General features: G+C 66.6%; 7 protein-coding genes. All 7 read left to right on the top strand.

Annotated elements, in window-relative coordinates:
• Window positions 1-288 precede the first annotated feature (288 nt).
• Window positions 289-3,486 (top strand): YadA-like family protein, encoded by a 3,198-nt coding sequence (locus AMD14_RS18340; protein ID WP_040107670.1) that lies wholly within the window; start codon window positions 289-291, stop codon window positions 3,484-3,486.
• A 102-nt stretch (window positions 3,487-3,588) separates the two neighbouring features.
• Window positions 3,589-5,460 carry a S8 family peptidase gene (locus tag AMD14_RS18335; protein ID WP_040148448.1) on the top strand — a complete coding sequence of 624 codons (1,872 nt, stop codon included), beginning with the start codon at window positions 3,589-3,591 and terminating at the stop codon, window positions 5,458-5,460.
• Between the two features lie 538 nt (window positions 5,461-5,998).
• Window positions 5,999-12,571 (top strand): ESPR-type extended signal peptide-containing protein, encoded by a 6,573-nt coding sequence (locus tag AMD14_RS18330; protein WP_011052350.1) that lies wholly within the window; start codon window positions 5,999-6,001, stop codon window positions 12,569-12,571.
• 223 nt (window positions 12,572-12,794) lie between these two features.
• Window positions 12,795-14,678: a diffusible signal factor-regulated S8 family serine peptidase gene (locus AMD14_RS18325; protein ID WP_011052349.1), complete on the top strand. Its 1,884-nt coding sequence runs from the start codon at window positions 12,795-12,797 to the stop codon at window positions 14,676-14,678.
• Between the two features lie 129 nt (window positions 14,679-14,807).
• A complete protein-coding gene (gspE, locus tag AMD14_RS18320; RefSeq protein ID WP_040107669.1) occupies window positions 14,808-16,535 on the top strand; it encodes a type II secretion system ATPase GspE in 1,728 nt (575 codons plus the stop codon).
• A gap of 175 nt (window positions 16,536-16,710) precedes the next feature.
• Complete coding sequence (gene xpsF / locus AMD14_RS18315; protein ID WP_003490504.1) at window positions 16,711-17,928, top strand: type II secretion system protein XpsF; 1,218 nt, start codon at window positions 16,711-16,713, stop codon at window positions 17,926-17,928.
• A gap of 249 nt (window positions 17,929-18,177) precedes the next feature.
• On the top strand, window positions 18,178-18,609 hold the full coding sequence (gene gspG / locus AMD14_RS18310; protein WP_011052346.1) for a type II secretion system major pseudopilin GspG: 432 nt from the start codon (window positions 18,178-18,180) through the stop codon (window positions 18,607-18,609).
• The last annotated feature ends 5 nt before the right edge of the window (window positions 18,610-18,614 follow it).

Genomic DNA, 18,614 nt, shown 5'->3' with positions numbered 1-18,614 from the left:
ATCTTTAAATAACTAAAAAAAGTATTAGTTATTTATTCCGTATGACCGATTGCGCGCTATGTGTGACGGCAATCGCATCTGAGGATTGGGTTTTTCAATAAATTCATCTGGCGTTATCGATCTTTCGATCGCTGCATCTTCTTGTTTACTGTTTCGAACATTTTGCGGTGGAAAACTCCATCGCTGAAGCAAGTGCGCGCGATTATAAAACCTCAGGGGGACCGTGCGATCTGTTCGTGCGGTGGTCGGTTTTTTACACACCAGACCAAAATGGGGAGTCAGGCGTTAATGAAGCGAATTTATCTGGAGGCTGGTCGCGAGTCTTGTGCTCGCGACCAAACGGTGCCGCGTGCTTGCGCGGTGGGAAACACGCAGGGGAGACTGCCGCGCGACCATGCCGGCGGAGTGCTGGCCACGGCAGTGGCGATCGTATTGCTCGGCATGGCCGGGGCGGCCGGTGCCGCGACCACACCGGCTGCAGCGATCACGCAGTGCCAGGCGATCGATGGCAGGCGACATTGCCCGGGCGAGGCGGACACGGTAGCTCAGAGCGCTACTGCAGGATCGAACGGTAGCCCGACGCAAGCGGCTGCGATACCCGCCGCCGATGCAGAGATCCCGGCATTCGCGGACGGTGAGGATGCGCTGGCGCTGGGCAATGCGAGCAATGCGCTCGGCGATGGGACCATGGCATTGGGCGGCGGAAGCCTGGCGTTGGACCGCGACGCGACCGCGATCGGTCATAACGCTGCGGCCGCGGGAGAATCGTCGATTGCCCTCGGCGGCGTTGCGACCGTGTTCGATTACGATGCCAACGGCTTCGTCGTCGGCCAACGCGAACAGGCCACGCAGGCGTCAGGCGTGGGCGCCACAGCAGTGGGCGGTGGTGCGCTAGCGGGCACGCCGTATGCCAGCGCCATCGGCAGCGGCGCCAGCGCCAGTGGCGTGCAGAGCACGGCGCTGGGGTACCGCGCACAGACCTCCAGCGACGGCGCCACCGCCGTGGGCGGGCTTTCCAGCGCCAGCGGCTTTCTTTCCACTGCTGGCGGTTATTCCTCGCGCGCCAGCGCAGACACCTCGACCGCGTTCGGTTACAGGGCGCGAAGCGACGGAGCCAGTAGCGTCGCAGTTGGCGACACCTCGTTGGCCAGCGGAGCGCAGAGCGTTGTCGTCGGCGGCGTCAGCAACTTCGGCTCGATTACCGCGGCGACCGGTCTTGGCGGCATTGCGCTGGGCTCGGGTGCGCAGAGCCAATCCGATTATGCGATTGCCATTGGCTACGATTCCAACGTGTTTCCGAACGCGCCCGGCAATACCGATGCGGTGGCGATCGGGCACAGCGCCGGTTCGTTCGCACCACGCACCGTGTCGTTGGGCGGCTTTGCCTTGGCGTCGGGCGATGGCGGCATCTCGATCGGCCATGACAGCACCGCTTACAACGAAAATAGCGTGGCGCTGGGCGCGCGTGCCACGACCTCGCGGTTCAATGGTGACAGCACGGTCGTTGGCGCGGACGCGCAGGCCAACGGCGTGGACGCAGTGGCGATCGGTTACGGCGCAAAGGTGGGATCCTGGGTCGACGATGCCTGGAATCGTTCGGCATCCAGCGCGGTTGCGCTGGGTGCGCACTCCTATGCGTTTCGCAGCAACACGGTATCGGTCGGCGACGTGCAAGCCGGCTTGACGCGCCAGATCACCAGCGTTGCCGCCGGTACCGAAGCCACCGATGCGGTGAATGTGGCCCAGCTCGACACGGTGCGCGCCGCCACCTCACGCATCGATGGCTATCTGGCAGTGACGCCGGCCACCACGGACGCCACGGCGGCATCTGCGCAGGGGCAGGGCGCCATGGCGCTGGGTGGCGCGAGCAGCGCACTCGGCGCATCTGCCACCGCGGTGGGCTTCAATGCCTCCAGCGTTGGCCAGAGCAGTTCTGCGTTGGGTAGCCTTGCGGTTGCTGCCGGCGAGCGCAGCGTGGCGGTTGCCTCCGGCAGCCGTGCCGCGGCCACCGGTGCCAGCGCGCTGGGGGCGGACAGCAGCGCCAGCGGCGTGAACAGCACTGCGATGGGCCGGCAGACCAATTCCATCGGCGAAAACGGCGTTGCGCTGGGCTACAACTCCTTCGTGCGCGAAAGCGGCAGCAATGCCGTGGCATTGGGTGCGAATGCCGGTGCCAGCGGTGCCGATTCGGTGGCCCTGGGCTCGGGCTCGCGCACCTACGATGCCAATACGGTGTCGGTGGGCAGCGGCAACGGTCGCGGCGGCCCGGCCACGCGCCGTATCGTCAACGTAGGCGCTGGCACGATTGCCAGTGCCAGCACGGATGCGATCAATGGCGGCCAGTTGTTCCAGTCGCTGAGCAATGCGGCCAGCTTCCTTGGCGGCGGTGCGGCGATCGGTGCGCAAGGCGTGTTCGTGGCGCCGACCTATGTGATCCAGGGCGCCAGCTACAACAACGTCGGTGCGGCACTGACGGCGTTGGACAGCAAGGTGAGCGAACTGGATGCACGAGGCGGCGCGGCACCAGCTGCGTCACGTGCATCTGTCGCACGCCTGGCAACAGCGCGCACTGCAGGGGTTGACGCAACAGCCGATGGCTTGCAGTCGGCAGCGCTGGCAACCGACGCAACAGCCGACAGTGCCCTGTCGTCTGCAGCGACGGCCACTGCAATTGGGCTTTCCGCAAGCACTGCGGTCCAAGGCACGCCCACCGCCGCAATGGACGGCAGCATCACGCCGGCGGCCACGTCCACGGCAGTCGGTACGGCAGCAGTGGCCAACCACATCACCGGCACGGCGATTGGCGGCAGCGCGTATGCGCATGGCCCCAACGACACCGCCATCGGCAGCAATGCGCGCGTCAATGCCGATGGCAGTACGGCGGTGGGCGCCAACACGCAGATCGCGGCGGTGGCGACCAATGCCGTGGCGATGGGTGAGGGCGCGCAGGTGACGGCCGCGTCCGGCACCGCGATCGGCCAGGGCGCACGTGCCACGGCACAAGGCGCGGTGGCGCTGGGTCAGGGCGCGGTTGCCGATCGTGCCAACACGGTGTCGGTGGGCAGCGTGGGCGGTGAGCGTCAGGTGGCCAACGTGGCTGCCGGTACGCGTGCCACCGATGCGGTCAACAAGGGCCAGTTGGACAGCGGCGTTGCCGCCGCCAACAGCTACACCGACAGCCGCTACAACGCGATGGCCGACAGCTTCGAAAGCTACCAGGGCGATATCGAAGACCGCCTGCGCCGGCAGAACCGTCGCCTGGACCGTCAGGGTGCGATGAGCTCGGCGATGTTGAACATGTCCGCCAGCGTGGCCGGTATCGCCTCGCAGAACCGCATCGGTGCCGGTGTCGGTTTCCAGAACGGCGAGTCGGCGTTGTCGGTGGGCTACCAGCGTGCGATCAGCCCGCGCGCCACCGTCACCGTGGGCGGCGCACTCAGCGGCGACGACAGCTCGATCGGCGTGGGTGCCGGTTTCGGCTGGTAGCCGCAGCACGACCACGCGGTTGCATGCATTCCCGCCGCCCATTGCCGGGCGGCGCGCTTTCTTCGTCATGCCCTTTCGCACTCACCTCGAAGGAATCCCATCGTGATCCAGAGCTCTTCTACGCAGGTCCTTGTGCTTGCCTGCTGTGTCCTGGCTGCGTCGTGCAGTACAGCGTTGGCCGCCAACGCCGATGCGGCAGCGGCCAGTGCCCAACGCCAACAGGCCATGGCCAATGCGCCGGTCGACAGAATCATCGTCCGCTACCGCAGCGGGCAGGTCGGCACCGCGCGCGATATCGGCCGCACTGCCTCGGCGACAGTCGGTGCGGCCGCTTCGCGCGCATCCGTCCGTCTTGCGCCTGCCGCACGCACCGGTGCCACCGCAGCGCCAACCTATCTGCGCACGCTTGCCGCGGGCGGCGAATTGATCAAATTGCCGGCCCAGCTCAGTCGCGCCGATGCCGACCGTCTTGTGCAGGAATTGAGCGCAGACCCAGACGTCGAATCGGCGCAGGTGGATCTGCGCATGTATCCGCTGCAAACCAGCGGCGCATTGCCGAACGATCCGCTGCTGCAAACCAATCAATGGCATCTCATCGACCCGGTGGGTGGCATCGACGTCGCGCAAGCCTGGAAAACAACGCAGGGCGAAGGCGTCGTAGTGGCGGTACTGGATACCGGCATCCTGCCCGATCACCCGGATCTGGCCGGCAATCTGCTCACCGGCTACGACTTCATCACCGATCCGTTCTTCTCGCGTCGCGCCACGGCCGAGCGTGTGCCCGGCGCACTGGACCTCGGCGATTGGATTGCCGAAGACGGCGACTGCGGGCTGTTCTCGGTGGCCAGCGACAGCAGCTGGCACGGCACGCACGTGGCCGGCACGGTTGCCGAAGCCACCAACAACGGCATTGGCGGGGCAGGCGTCGCCTACAGGGCGAAAGTGCTGCCGGTGCGCGTGCTCGGGCACTGCGGCGGGCAACTCTCCGACATCTCCGATGCCATCGTCTGGGCGTCCGGCGGTCACGTCGATGGCGTACCGGACAACCGCGATCCGGCCGAAGTGATCAACCTGAGCCTGGGCGGTGGCGGCGCATGCGGTTCGGCGATGCAGGCCGCGATCAATGGTGCAGTGGCGCGCGGCACCACCGTGGTGGTGGCGGCGGGTAATTCAACTGCCGATGTATCGACGACTGCTCCCGCCAACTGCGCCAATGTGATTGCCGTTGCCGCCACGCGCGCCACCGGTGCGCTCGCCGATTACAGCAATTTCGGCCGTCAGATCGATCTGGCCGGCCCGGGTGGCAGTTCGATGTTCTTCGCCACCAACGACGGCCCGATTCGCAGCTTCGTTTGGCAAACCCTCTACACCGGCAAAACCACGCCGACCTCCGGGCAGTTCACCTATGGCGGCAGCGACTTCGCAGGCACCTCGATGGCATCGCCGCATGTGGCCGGCACCGCCGCATTGGTGCAGAGCGCATTGATCGCCGACGGCAAACCGCCGTTGTCGCCGGCCGCGATGGAAAATTTGCTCAAGCGCACTGCGCGCGCATTCCCGGTGTCGATTCCGGTGGCAACGCCGGCCGGCTCCGGCATCGTGGATGCCGGAGCCGCGGTTGCCCGCGCGTTACGTCGCTGCGATCGGGGCGATGTGGGGTGCCAGGTGGATGCGCAGCCACTGCGTAATGGCGTGGTCCAGAGCGGCATCTCCAATCTGTCGGGCGATGCGGGCGTGTTCACGTTCCAAGCGCAGGCGGGTGCGGTGCTGAGTTTCATCAGCTTCGGCGGCAGCGGCCAGGCGGAGTTGTACGTGGCATTCGGACGCGAGCCCACTGCCACCGACAACGACGGCGCGTCCACGCGTCGCGGCACCAGCCAGACGGTGCGCTTCACCGCGCCGCGTGCCGGCACCTACATCCTCAAGCTGGAAGGCAGCGGTTTCGACGCGGTGAACCTGCTGGCGCGCCAATGATCCGACACGCAGTCGTCGGTTCGGCAGGATCGTCATTTCCTTGGCGGTGAACGCCTGAAACACGGCTGCTCCGCGCGCCGATGGACGGCGCATGCGGGCTGCGGGGCGAGTTGGCCGCAGATCTGACCCGCTACCTCCTGCATTTTGCGCAACCAAGCCCGCTGGCGTCCGGCCAGCGGGCTTTTTTGTCCTTTCCAGTTCCGCCTATTCAGCTCCGAAATGTCTCGAAGGACATGATCTAGGTCGCTGTTTTCCAAAGATTTATCAAAAATCTAATAAAAGCAAGCATAAGTGCGATCAAACGCGCACTTCTCTTCGCTTTCTGTCAAAAACTTGACGCCTGAAATGACGACTGTTAACACTCCGCTCAGTTCTATGGTTGGGTAGCGTTCACTTTTTGACTATCCAGGAAGCAGGCGCAAGCCGCCCGCCGCAAGGCCCATAGCGCGAACAACTGCGGTGAATTGCAGGCTGGAACGCCTTCCGCCGCTGGGCGTTCGCCAAAAAACCAGTCCAACAACTCAGGAGTCGTGCGTCGATGAATCGGATTTATCGCAAGGTCTGGAACAAATCGCTTGGTGTGTGGGCCGTAGCCTCGGAATTGGCCAGCGGCGACAGCCCCGGAGCGGTTGCCTCAGCCGCGTTCATCGATCGCCGTCAGAGCCTGGCACTCGCGGCCGCCATCGCTCTGGCGCTAGGTGGCGCCGGATTGGCAACGCCGCTTCCTGCCAATGCGCAATCGGTCGAAGTGGGCCGCGGCGCAGCGGCGCCGGCCAGCAGGGCCACCGCCATCGGCGCCAATAGCCACGCCAGCGCCACCGGTGCCGTGGCCACCGGCGCCGACAGCAGCGCCAGTGGCGTCAACAGCAGCGCGATCGGTCGCCAGACCAATGCGATCGGCGAAAACGCCGTGGCCATCGGCTACAACAGTTTCGTGCGCCAAAGCGGCGAAAACGGCGTGGCGCTCGGCGCCAATGCGGGGGTGACCGGCGCAAATTCGGTGGCGCTGGGCGCAGGCTCGCGCACCCACGAAGACGACGTGGTGTCGGTGGGCAGCGGCAATGGCCGCGGTGGCCCGGCCACGCGCCGCATCACCAACGTCACTGCCGGCGTCAATGCCACCGATGCGGTCAACGTTGCGCAGTTGCGCGACGTGGCCGATGTGGCCGAAGACACGGCCACATTCTTCAAGGCGACCCCGGGCGAAGACAGCGTCGGCGCCTATGTCGAAGGCGACAGCGCGCTGGCCGCCGGCGATGCCGCCAATGCCGTGGGCACGGCGACCACCGCGCTGGGAACCGGCGCCAATGCGGTGGCCGCCAATGCCACCGCGGTCGGCGCCAATGCGCTGGCCTCGGGCCAGAACAGCGCAGCATTCGGCCACAACGCACAGGCCAATGGTCCGGCGAGCGTGGCCGTGGGCGGCGCTGCAGTGGACGAAGACGGCGAGCCGTTGGTCACCAAAGGCGGCGTGCCGGTCACCACCGGCGCCACCAGTGCCGGCGTCGGCGGAACCGCAGTCGGCGCCAGCGCCAATGCCGATGGCTTTGCGGCCTCGTCGTTCGGCGTGGGTGCATACGCCGCAGGCGCGCAGGCATCTGCGTTCGGTGCGGTCGCCAATGCGGGGGGCGATTACGCCACTGCGGTTGGCACCCAGACCAGCGCCAGCGGCACCAGCAGCACTGCAGTCGGCGGCCCGGTGGACCTCATCCCCGGTCTGGGCTTCTTCGTGCAGACCCAGGCCAGTGGCGAAGCCTCCACCGCGCTCGGCGCCGGCGCGATTGCGTCGGGCACGTACACCACTGCGGTCGGCACGCTGAGCGAAGCCTCCGGCACCGAAGCCACCGCGGTGGGTTACTTCGCCTATGCGCCCGGCGAAGGCGCAACGGCCGTGGGCCCGGAATCATGGGCCAGCGGCGAACTGAGCACGGCGCTGGGGTATTACAGCACTGCCCGCGGCGCCAATTCGGTTGCGTTGGGTGCCAACTCGGTCGCCACGCGCGCCAACACCGTGTCGGTGGGCGCAGCCGGCGATGAGCGTCAGGTCACCAACGTCGCCGCCGGCACCGAAGGCACCGATGCGGTGAATCTCGACCAGCTCACCGCAGTGTCCGAGGTTGCCTCCACCACCGCGCGCTCGTTCGTCGCCACCGGCGAGGGCGCTGCGCTTGCCCAAGGCGTCGACAGCGTCGCGGCCGGTTCCAATGCATCGGCCTACAGCGACTACAGCACCGCGCTGGGTTCCAGCAGCGCGGCATCTGCGCAGGGTGCAACTGCCGTTGGCAGTGGCGCCAATGCCACCACCGACAACGCCACGGCAGTCGGCTTCAACAGCACCGCGGTCGCGGAAAACACCACGGCGCTTGGCGGCAACAGCAGTGCCTCTGGCGATGGCAGCACCGCGGTCGGCGGCGCAAGCCAGGCCACCGCCAGCGGCGCGACGGCGCTGGGCTACGAGAGCATCGCCAATGGCGCAGACTCCACGGCAGTGGGTGCGGGTAGCGTGGCATTCGGCGACACCAGCACCGCCGTGGGTGGTGCAAGCGTGGCCTTCGGTGCCGATAGCGCGGCCTTCGGCGCCAATGCCGCGGCCGGTGGCACTGCATCCACCGCGATCGGCGCAAACAGCAGCGCCTTCGGCGAGCGCACCGTTGCGCTGGGCGGCGCCAGCAACGCGTCGGGCGATGACAGCATTGCGCTCGGTGCAAGCAGTCAGGCCTCTGCGCTAGGCACCACGGCCGTCGGCAGCAATGCCAACGCCAGCATTGCCAATGCCACTGCGGTCGGTTTCAACAGCAGTGCCGGCGATGACTACGCCACCGCACTCGGCGGCGACAGCAACGCATCGGGATATTTCAGCACCGCCGTGGGCGGCACCAGCATCGCCAATGGGCGTGGTGCAACGGCGATCGGCTACGAAAGCATCGGCAATGGAACTGCATCGACCGCGCTGGGTTTTGCCAGTGTGGCGTGGGGTGACGGCGGCACCGCCATCGGTACCGAAAGTCTTGCCTACGGTGACGACAGCACGGCAGTGGGCGCGAATGCGGCTGCGGCCGATACCGGATCGATTGCGGTGGGCACCTACGCAAATGCATTTGGTCCGCGTGCCATTTCGCTCGGCGGCCAATCCAGGGCGACCGGCGATGAAAGCATCGCACTGGGTTGGGAAGCCAGCGCATTCGGTACGCACAGCGTCAGCCTGGGCGGCGGTGCGGTGGCATCTGCCGACAACAGTGTCGCGCTGGGTGCAGGTTCGATCGCCGATCGCGCCAACACGGTGTCGGTGGGTGCAGCCGGCACCGAGCGGCAGATTGCCAATGTTGCTGCGGGCACGGAGGGCACCGATGCGGTGAACCTGGACCAGCTCAACGCCGTGGCTGGCGCCGCTGAAAACACCGCGCGCCTGTTCGCCGGCACCGGCACCGGCACAGCCGATGCGCAGGGCGAAGACGCGACCGCCGCTGGCTCCAATGCCACGGCCGATGGCGATTACGGCAGCGCGTTCGGGTCCAGTAGCCAGGCCACCGCCATCGGTGCGGTGGCGATCGGCAGCGGCGCCAGCGCCACCGCGCAATACGCCGATGCGGCCGGTTACAACGCAGCGGCCAGCGGCTTTGGCAGCGTGTCCAATGGCGCCTTCAGCCAGGCCAGCGGCGACTATGCCGTGGCCGTGGGTGGCGAAAGCGAAGCGGCCGGTGCGCAGAGCACCGCGCTTGGTGCCGCCGCCGGTGCGTATGGCGATGGCTCGCTGGCGGTCGGTGCGCTGAGCCAAGCGCAGGGCAGCGAATCCACTGCCATGGGCTATTTCGCCAGCGCCAGCGGCGAATCGGCCACCGCCGTCGGCGCGGAGAGCGTTGCCAACGGCACCAGCGCCGCGGCGTTCGGCTTCGGTGCCGAGGCGACGTCCAACTACTCCACCGCGTTAGGTGGATATTCCAGCGCCAGCGGTTTCAACAGCACCGCGCTGGGTAACTTCAGCACCGCCAGCGGTTCGAACACGGTGGCCGTGGGTGGTGATGCCGCCGCCACGGGTGCCTACAGCATCGCCGCGGGCCAGGGCAGTGTGGCCAGCGGCTACAACAGCGTGTCGGTTGGTGGTGCCTTGCTCGGCCTGTTGCCGACCGAAGCCTCCGGCGATTACTCCACCGCAGTGGGCGGCGCGGCATGGGCACCGGGTCTCAACAGCACGGCGCTGGGCAATTTCGCCGAGTCCACCGGCGAAAGCAGCGTGGCCTTGGGCGCCGACTCGGTGGCCGATCGCGACTTCGCGGTGTCGGTGGGCAGTGCCGGCAACGAGCGTCAGATCACCAACGTGGCGGCCGGCACGCAGGGCACCGATGCGGTGAACCTGGATCAGCTCAACGCCGTTGCCGAAGCCGGTGCAGCCACGAGCAAATACTTCCAGGCCAGCGGCAGCGCCGATAGCGATGCAGGTGCCTACGTCGAGGGCGAAAACGCGCTGGCGGCAGGCGAGGGTGCCAATGCCACCGGTACCGGCACCACCGCATTGGGTGCGGGTGCGCAGGCAGTGGTGGACAACGCCACAGCCGTAGGCGTGGGCGCATTGGCTGGCGGCACCGGCGCGGCAGCGCTGGGTAACAATGCCCAGGCGGTGGGCGAAAACAGCAGTGCGGTCGGCAGTAACGCGTTGGCCAGCGAGATCGGCGCCACGGCGAATGGTGCCGGCGCGCAGGCGATTTCGACCTACACCACTGCACTGGGCAGCGAAGCGGTGGCGTCCGACAATCAGGCCATCGCTGCGGGTTTCCGCAGTACCGCGTCCAATGTCGGTAGCGCTGCCTTCGGTGGCTACAGCGAATCGACCGGCCGCCTGTCGTCTGCACTGGGCTATGGCGCGGTCGCGTCGAGCGATTACAGCACTGCCGTCGGTGCCGTTGCGTTGGCCTCCGGTGCCAGCGCGGTCGCCGTTGGCGAATTCAGCGAAGCCACTGGCGATGAGAGCGTGGCCGTCGGCGGCAGCACGTTCTTCGGGTTCATCCCGGCACGGGCCTCCGGCACGGGCGCAGCGGCATTCGGTGCCGGTGCCTGGGCCACGGCGGACTACACCACTGCCATCGGCTGGAATTCCTATGCCGACGGCGTCAATGCCAGCGCGTTGGGCCAGAGCGCAGCGGCGCTTGCCGACAACACCCTGGCGTTGGGTGGCGGCAGCCGCGCTGATGCAGTCGGTGCCAGTGTGGTCGGTGTGGATGCCTCGGCCACCGGCATCAACAGCACCGGCGTCGGTCGTCAGGTGAATGCCATCGGCGAAAATGCGGTGTCGGTGGGCTACAACTCGTTCGTGCGCCAGAGCGCGGTCAACGGCGTGGCACTGGGTGCCAATGCTGGTGCGACCGGTGCCGATTCGGTGGCATTGGGGTCTGGCTCGCGCACCTACGAAGCCGACACGGTGTCGATCGGTAGCGGCAATGGCCGCGGCGGTCCGGCCACGCGCCGCATCGTCAACGTCAGCGACGGCCAGGCGGCCACCGACGCGGTCAACAAGGGGCAACTCGATGCCCTGGCGGCCGATGTGCAGACCACCAGCGGCATGCTGAAAACCACCGGCGACGGCGTGGCCTCGGCCACCGGCGATCGCGCCACGGCGGCAGGTGCCGGCGCCACCGCCAGCGGTGCACGCAGCGTGGCGGTTGCCTCCGGCAGCCGTGCCTCGGCCACCGGCGCCAGCGCGATGGGTGTGGACAGCAGCGCCAGCGGCGTGAACAGCACCGCGATGGGCCGGCAGACCAATTCCATCGGCGAAAACGGCGTTGCGCTGGGCTACAACTCCTTCGTGCGCGAAAGCGGCAGCAATGCCGTGGCATTGGGTGCGAATGCCGGTGCCAGCGGTGCCGATTCGGTGGCCCTGGGCTCGGGCTCGCGCACCTACGATGCCAATACGGTGTCGGTGGGCAGCGGCAACGGTCGCGGCGGCCCGGCCACGCGCCGTATCGTCAACGTAGGCGCTGGCACGATTGCCAGTGCCAGCACGGATGCGATCAATGGCGGCCAGTTGTTCCAGTCGCTGAGCAATGCGGCCAGCTTCCTTGGCGGCGGTGCGGCGATCGGTGCGCAAGGCGTGTTCGTGGCGCCGACCTATGTGATCCAGGGCGCCAGCTACAACAACGTCGGTGCGGCACTGACGGCGTTGGACAGCAAGGTCAGCGAGCTGGATGCACGCAGTGGCGGCACTGCCGCCAGCACCGCCGCACGCACCGCATCGCTGCGCACCGCAACGGTGCCGGCAGTGGCGGCAACTGCGGTCAGCGATGTGTCCAGCAATGTCGCAAGCACTGCGAGCGATGTAACGGCCTCTGTGCAGGGCACGCCCACCGCCGCAATGGACGGCAGCATCACGCCGGCGGCCACGTCCACGGCAGTCGGTACGACAGCAGTGGCCAACCACATCACCGGCACGGCGATTGGCGGCAGCGCGTATGCGCATGGCCCCAACGACACCGCCATCGGCAGCAATGCGCGCGTCAATGCCGATGGCAGTACGGCGGTGGGCGCCAACACGCAGATCGCGGCGGTGGCGACCAATGCCGTGGCGATGGGTGAGGGCGCGCAGGTGACGGCCGCGTCCGGCACCGCGATCGGCCAGGGCGCACGTGCCACGGCACAAGGCGCGGTGGCACTGGGTCAGGGCGCGGTTGCCGATCGTGCCAACACGGTGTCGGTGGGCAGCGTGGGCGGTGAGCGTCAGGTGGCCAACGTGGCTGCCGGTACGCGTGCCACCGATGCGGTCAACAAGGGCCAGTTGGACAGCGGCGTTGCCGCCGCCAACAGCTACACCGACAGCCGCTACAACGCGATGGCCGACAGCTTCGAAAGCTACCAGGGCGATATCGAAGACCGCCTGCGCCGGCAGAACCGTCGCCTGGACCGTCAGGGTGCGATGAGCTCGGCGATGTTGAACATGTCCGCCAGCGTGGCCGGTATCGCCTCGCAGAACCGCATCGGTGCCGGCGTCGGTTTCCAGAACGGCGAGTCGGCGTTGTCGGTGGGCTACCAGCGTGCGATCAGCCCGCGCGCCACCGTCACCGTGGGCGGCGCGCTCAGCGGCGACGACAGCTCGATCGGCGTGGGTGCCGGTTTCGGCTGGTAAGGCGTTATCGCATCAAGCGCGGCGGCGCCAGGTGCGCCGTCGCGATCTGCAAGGCCCGAGGGGGCGGGCAAGGACCGTGGCTGGGCCGGCCAACGGATTCGCATGGAGTGATGGCCGTACCAGGGGTAGCCGGCAAGGACGCAGCGCACCGCACCGCGGCTACGCAGCGATTGCGCCGGCTGCGCCAAGCCTGATTCACGAAAAATACGAAGAGGACTTCACCGTGATCGACAAGAATTTCCGTCTCAACCCGCTGACCGGCGCCATCCTGATGATGGCCCTCGGTGCGTCTGGCACGTTGGCTGCCGCCCCCAAACTGCTGGTCAAGGAACCGACCCAGGCAGCCCCGGCCGGCGCAGCGTTCGGTAGCCGGTTGATCGTGCGCTACAAGGACAGCACCGCCGCTGCGACCGATCGCAGCAGCAAGCTGAGCGCCGTGCAGGCCGCGGTGGGCCGCGTTGGCGTCGGTACTGGCGCGCGCAGCAGCGCTGCCGCCGCCAAGGCCACGTATGTGCGCAAGCTGGGCATCGGCTCGGACCTGATCAAGCTGTCGAGCACGCTGACCGCCGCGCAGGTGGACAAGGTGGTGGTCGAGCTCAAGAACGACCCATCCGTGGCCGACGTGCAGATCGACCGCATGCTGCGCCCGATCGACATCAGCAAGAGCGTTCCTGCCACCGACGTGAGCCCGCAGCTGGTTCCCAACGACCCGCTGTACGCCCAGTACCAGTGGCACCTGAGCAACCCCAATGGCGGCATCAATGCACCGGCTGCATGGGATCTGTCGCAGGGCGCAGGCGTGGTGGTCGCGGTACTGGATACCGGCATCCTGCCGGGCCATCCGGATTTCGCCGGCAACATCCTGCAGGGCTACGACTTCATCACCGACGCCGAAGTCTCGCGTCGTCCCACCGATGCGCGCGTGCCGGGCGCACTCGATTATGGCGACTGGGAAGAGGCCGACAACGTCTGCTACGCGGGCTCACAGGCGCAGGAAAGTTCCTGGCACGGCACCCATGTCTCGGGCACCGTGGCCGAGGCGACCAATAACGGCGTGGGCATGGCAGGCGTCGCGCCGAAGGCGACCATCCTGCCGGTGCGCGTGCTCGGTCGTTGCGGCGGCTACACCTCCGACATCGCCGATGCGATCGTGTGGGCCTCCGGCGGCAGCGTCGACGGCGTGCCGGCCAACAGCAATCCGGCCGAAGTGATCAACATGAGCCTCGGTGGCGGCGAACCCTGCGATTCGGCCACCCAGCTGGCGATCAACAGCGCGGTGTCGCGCGGCACCACCGTGGTGGTTGCAGCCGGCAACAGCAGCGAAGATGCAGCCAACCATTCGCCGGCCAGCTGCAACAACACCATCACCGTTGGCGCCACGCGCATCACCGGCGGCATCGCCTACTACTCCAACTACGGCAGCAAGGTCGACCTCTCTGGACCGGGCGGCGGCGGTAGCGTGGACGGCAACCCGGGCGGTTACATCTGGCAGGCCGGCTACACCGGTGCGACCACGCCGACCTCGGGTAGCTATACCTATATGGGGCTAGGCGGCACCTCGATGGCCTCGCCGCACGTGGCTGGCGTCGTGGCGCTGGTGCAGAGCGCAGCCATCGGGCTGGGCGATGGCCCGCTGACCCCGGCCGCGGTCGAAGCCCTGCTCAAGCAGACCAGCCGCCGCTTCCCGGTGACCCCGCCGGCCAGCACCCCGATCGGCAGCGGCATCGTCGACGCCAAGGCCGCGCTGGAAGCCGTGCTTGAGGAGCCGTGCGACCCGGCCACCGAGAGCTGCGCGCCGAGCGCCATCGAGCTCACCAACAAGGCACCTGTTGCTGGCTTGAGCGGTGCCGCCGGCGGCTCCACGCTATACAGCTTCGAGGCCAAGGCCGGCGCCGTGCTCAGCTTCATGACCTACGGCGGCACCGGCGATGTGTCGATGTACGTCAGCTTTGAGGCCGAGCCCAGCGCAACCAGCTACGACGCCAAGTCGACCCGTCCGGGCAACAGCGAAACCGTGCGTTTCACTGCCCCCAAGGCCGGCACCTACTACATCAAGTTGGTCGGCGCGGCGAGCTACGCGAAGCTGACGCTCGTTGCACGACAGTGAGTAGCGAAATAGTGTGACCGATGCCCCCGGCCAATCGCCGGGGGCATTGTTTTTCAGGGCGATTCAGATGCGTGCGGTTGATCGTCGCGGCAAACTGCTACAGTCGGCGCCGGACCAGTGGAGACGAGTGTGAACGCGGTTGCCGTCGATCCAATCGAGCATCGAAGTGCGGAGACGCGCATCGTCGATGCGCTGCTTGAACGCCGTCGTCTGAAAGACACCGATCTGCTGCGCGCGCGCCAATTGCAGGCCGAATCCGGCATGGGGTTGCTCGCCTTGCTCGGCCGTTTGGGTCTGGTGTCCGAACGCGATCATGCAGAAACCTGCGCCGACGTCCTTGGCTTGCCGTTGGTGGACGCACGCCAGCTCGGCGATACGCCGCCGGAAATGCTGCCCGAAGTGCAGGGGTTGTCGCTGCGTTTTCTCAAACAATTTCATCTGTGTCCGGTCGGCGAGCGCGATGGCCGGCTGGAGCTGTGGATCGCCGATCCTTACGACGATTACGCCATCGATGCAGTGCGTCTTGCCACCGGCTGCACGTTGCTGTTGCAGGTGGGCCTGCGTTCGGAAATCGATGACCTGATCGAGCGCTGGTACGGCCAGGGCCGCAGTGCGATGGGCACCATCGTCGAAACCGCCGATGGCGATGCCAACAGTAGCGACGACATCGAAGCGCTGCGCGATCTGGCCTCCGAAGCGCCGGTGATCCGGCTGGTGAACCTGGTGATCCAGCACGCGGTGGAACTGCGCGCCTCCGACATCCATATCGAACCGTTCGAAAGCCGCCTCAAGGTGCGTTACCGCGTGGACGGCGTGCTGGTGGAAGGCGAAAGCCCGCCGGCCAAGCTCACTGCTGCGGTCATCAGCCGCATCAAGATCATGGCCAAGCTCAACATCGCCGAGCGCCGCCTGCCGCAAGACGGCCGCATCATGCTGCGCGTGCAGGGCAAGGAGCTGGATCTGCGCGTCAGCACCGTGCCCACTGCGCATGGCGAAAGCGTGGTCATGCGCCTGCTCGATCGCGAGACGGTGGTGTTCGACTTCTACAAGCTCGGCTTCACCGAAGACTTCTTGCCGCAGTTCCGCAAGGTGCTGGAGCAACCGCACGGCACCATGCTGGTGACCGGGCCCACCGGTTCGGGCAAGACCACCACGCTGTACACCGCGTTGAGCCAGCTCAACACCTCGGATGTGAAAATCATCACCGTCGAAGACCCGGTGGAATACCAGATCGAAGGCATCAACCAGATCCAGGCCAAGCCGCAGATCGGGCTGGATTTCGCCAACGCATTGCGCAGCATCGTGCGTCAGGATCCGGACATCATCATGATCGGCGAAATGCGCGATCTGGAAACCGCACGCATCGCGATCCAGTCCGCGCTCACCGGCCACCTGGTGCTGTCCACGCTGCACACCAATAACGCGGCCGGCGGCATCACCCGTCTGCTCGACATGGGCGTGGAGGATTATCTGCTCACCTCCACCATCAACGGCATCCTGGCGCAGCGTCTGGTGCGCAAACTCGACCTGGCCAATGCCGAGCGCTATGCGGCTTCGCCGGAAGAAATCGCCAAGTTCGATCTGCGCCGCCTGCAACCGGAGGGCGACATCTTTCTGTATCGCCCGCGTCCCTCGGCCACCGCACCTACCGGGTATCTTGGACGCACCACCATCGTCGAATTCCTGGTGATGAACGACGAACTGCGCCGTGCGGTGATGCGCCGTGCCGGCATGGGCGAAATCGAACAACTGGCCCGCCAGGCCGGCATGCGCACCATGTACGAGGACGGGCTGTCCAAGGCCCTGCGTGGCGAAACCACCATCGAAGAAGTCCTGCGCGTCACGGAGGATGCGTGATCGGTAAGGTTGCAGTAACGCGCTTAGCAGGCACTCGACCAACGACCCGCCAGCACAGCAACCCGCCGGCCCCGCTGTGCGTGGAAAATGATACGTGCGCAGTGCCGCTAGTGCGCAGCGGTGTGCTTTTCCCGATTCCCGATTCCCGATTCCCCAATCCCGGGCTCCCAGCCTGATGCCCCTCTACCGCTACAAAGCGCTCGACGCCCACGGCGAAATGCTCGACGGCCAGATGGAAGCGGCCAGCGATGCCGAGGTGGCGTTGCGTCTGCAGGAACAGGGCCATCTGCCGGTGGAAACGCGCCTGGCCACCGGCGAAAACGATTCGCCGTCGCTGCGCATGCTGCTGCGCAAGAAGCCGTTCGACAATGCGGCGCTGGTGCAATTCACCCAGCAACTGGCGACGTTGATCGGCGCGGGACAACCGCTGGACCGTGCGCTGTCGATTCTGATGGATCTGCCCGAAGACGAAAAAAGCCGGCGGGTGATCGGCGATGTGCGCGATACCGTGCGCGGTGGTGCGCCATTGTCGTCCGCACTCGAGCGCCAGCATGGGCTGTTTTCCAAGCTGTACATCAACATGGTGCGCGCGGGCGAAGCCGGCGGCAGCATGCAGGACACGCTGCAGCGGCTGGCCGATTATCTGGAGCGCAGCCGCGCGCTGAGGGGCAAGGTGATCAACGCGCTGATCTACCCGGCGATCCTGCTGGCGGTGGTGGGCTGTGCGTTGCTGTTCCTGCTCGGTTATGTGGTGCCGCAATTTGCGCAGATGTACGAAAGCCTGGATGTGGCGCTGCCGTGGTTTACCCAGGCGGTGTTGAGCGTGGGCCTGCTGGTGCGCGACTGGTGGATCGTGCTGATCGTCGTGCCGGGCGTGCTGGGGCTATGGCTGGATCGCAAGCGTCGCAATGCCGCATTCCGTGCATCGCTGGACCAATGGCTGCTGCGCCAGAAGGTGGTCGGCAGCCTGATCGCCCGGCTGGAAACCGCACGCCTGACGCGCACCTTGGGCACCTTGCTGCGCAATGGCGTGCCGCTGCTGGCGGCGATCGGCATCGCGCGCAACGTGATGTCCAATCTGGCCTTGGTGGAGGATGTTGCCAATGCGGCCGACGACGTCAAGAACGGCCATGGCCTGTCGATGTCGCTGGCACGCGGCAAGCGCTTTCCGCGGCTGGCGCTGCAGATGATCCAGGTGGGCGAAGAGTCCGGCGCACTGGACACGATGCTGCTCAAGACCGCCGACACCTTCGAGCTGGAAACCGCGCAGGCCATCGACCGCGCACTGGCCGCGCTGGTGCCGTTCATCACGCTGGTGCTGGCCTCGGTGGTGGGGCTTGTCATCATTTCGGTCCTCGTCCCGCTGTATGACCTTACCAATGCAATCGGCTGAGAGTGCAGGTCAGTGCAACGGTGCAGGCGTCGGGCGAGAACAGCCTGTGGTCCGAATCGGCGTGGAGCGCTCGTACACTGCACATCCCGCGCGCGTGCGGCGTCCAACGGCCAACCGCGCGCTTGGCCGGGTAGCGTATTCATCACAACGTTCCGGTGACCGCACGACACCCAAGCGGGAACCATTGCAATGCCCGCCGTGTCATCTGTTGGCGGCAGCATCCCTCATCGACGTGCAAGGAAATCGTTCATGATCAAGCGTTCCATCACCCGCAGTCCGTCGCGCGCAGGCCAGGCCGGCATGAGCTTGCTGGAAATCATCATCGTCATCGTGCTGATCGGTGCGGTGCTCACGCTGGTCGGCAGTCGCGTGCTTGGCGGTGCCGATCGCGGCAAGGCCAATCTGGCCAAGTCGCAGATCCAGACGCTGGCCGGCAAGATCGAGAATTTCCAGCTCGACACCGGCAAGTTGCCGAGCAAACTCGATGACCTGGTCACCCAGCCCGGCGACAGCAGCGGTTGGCTGGGCCCGTACGTCAAGCCGGCCGAACTCAACGACCCATGGGGCCACGCCATCGAATACCGTGCGCCCGGCGACGGTCAGCCGTTCGATCTGATCAGCCTGGGCAAGGACGGCAAGCCCGGCGGCAGCAGTTACGACGCGGACATCAAGTACCAATAAGCGCT

This window comes from Xanthomonas citri pv. citri (assembly GCF_000961215.1).
GTDB classification, from domain to species: domain Bacteria; phylum Pseudomonadota; class Gammaproteobacteria; order Xanthomonadales; family Xanthomonadaceae; genus Xanthomonas; species Xanthomonas cissicola.
The sequence above is the reverse complement of the archived record's forward strand: the minus strand, read 5'-3'. Positions and strand labels throughout refer to the sequence as shown.

Bases quoted from the DNA above. Each gene is read 5' to 3' on its own strand.
- xpsF (WP_003490504.1), top strand. From the start codon at position 16,711: ATGCCCCTCTACCGCTACAAAGCGCTCGACGCCCACGGCGAAATGCTC.
- AMD14_RS18330 (WP_011052350.1), top strand. From the start codon at position 5,999: ATGAATCGGATTTATCGCAAGGTCTGGAACAAATCGCTTGGTGTGTGG.
- AMD14_RS18340 (WP_040107670.1), top strand. From the start codon at position 289: ATGAAGCGAATTTATCTGGAGGCTGGTCGCGAGTCTTGTGCTCGCGAC.
- gspG (WP_011052346.1), top strand. From the start codon at position 18,178: ATGATCAAGCGTTCCATCACCCGCAGTCCGTCGCGCGCAGGCCAGGCC.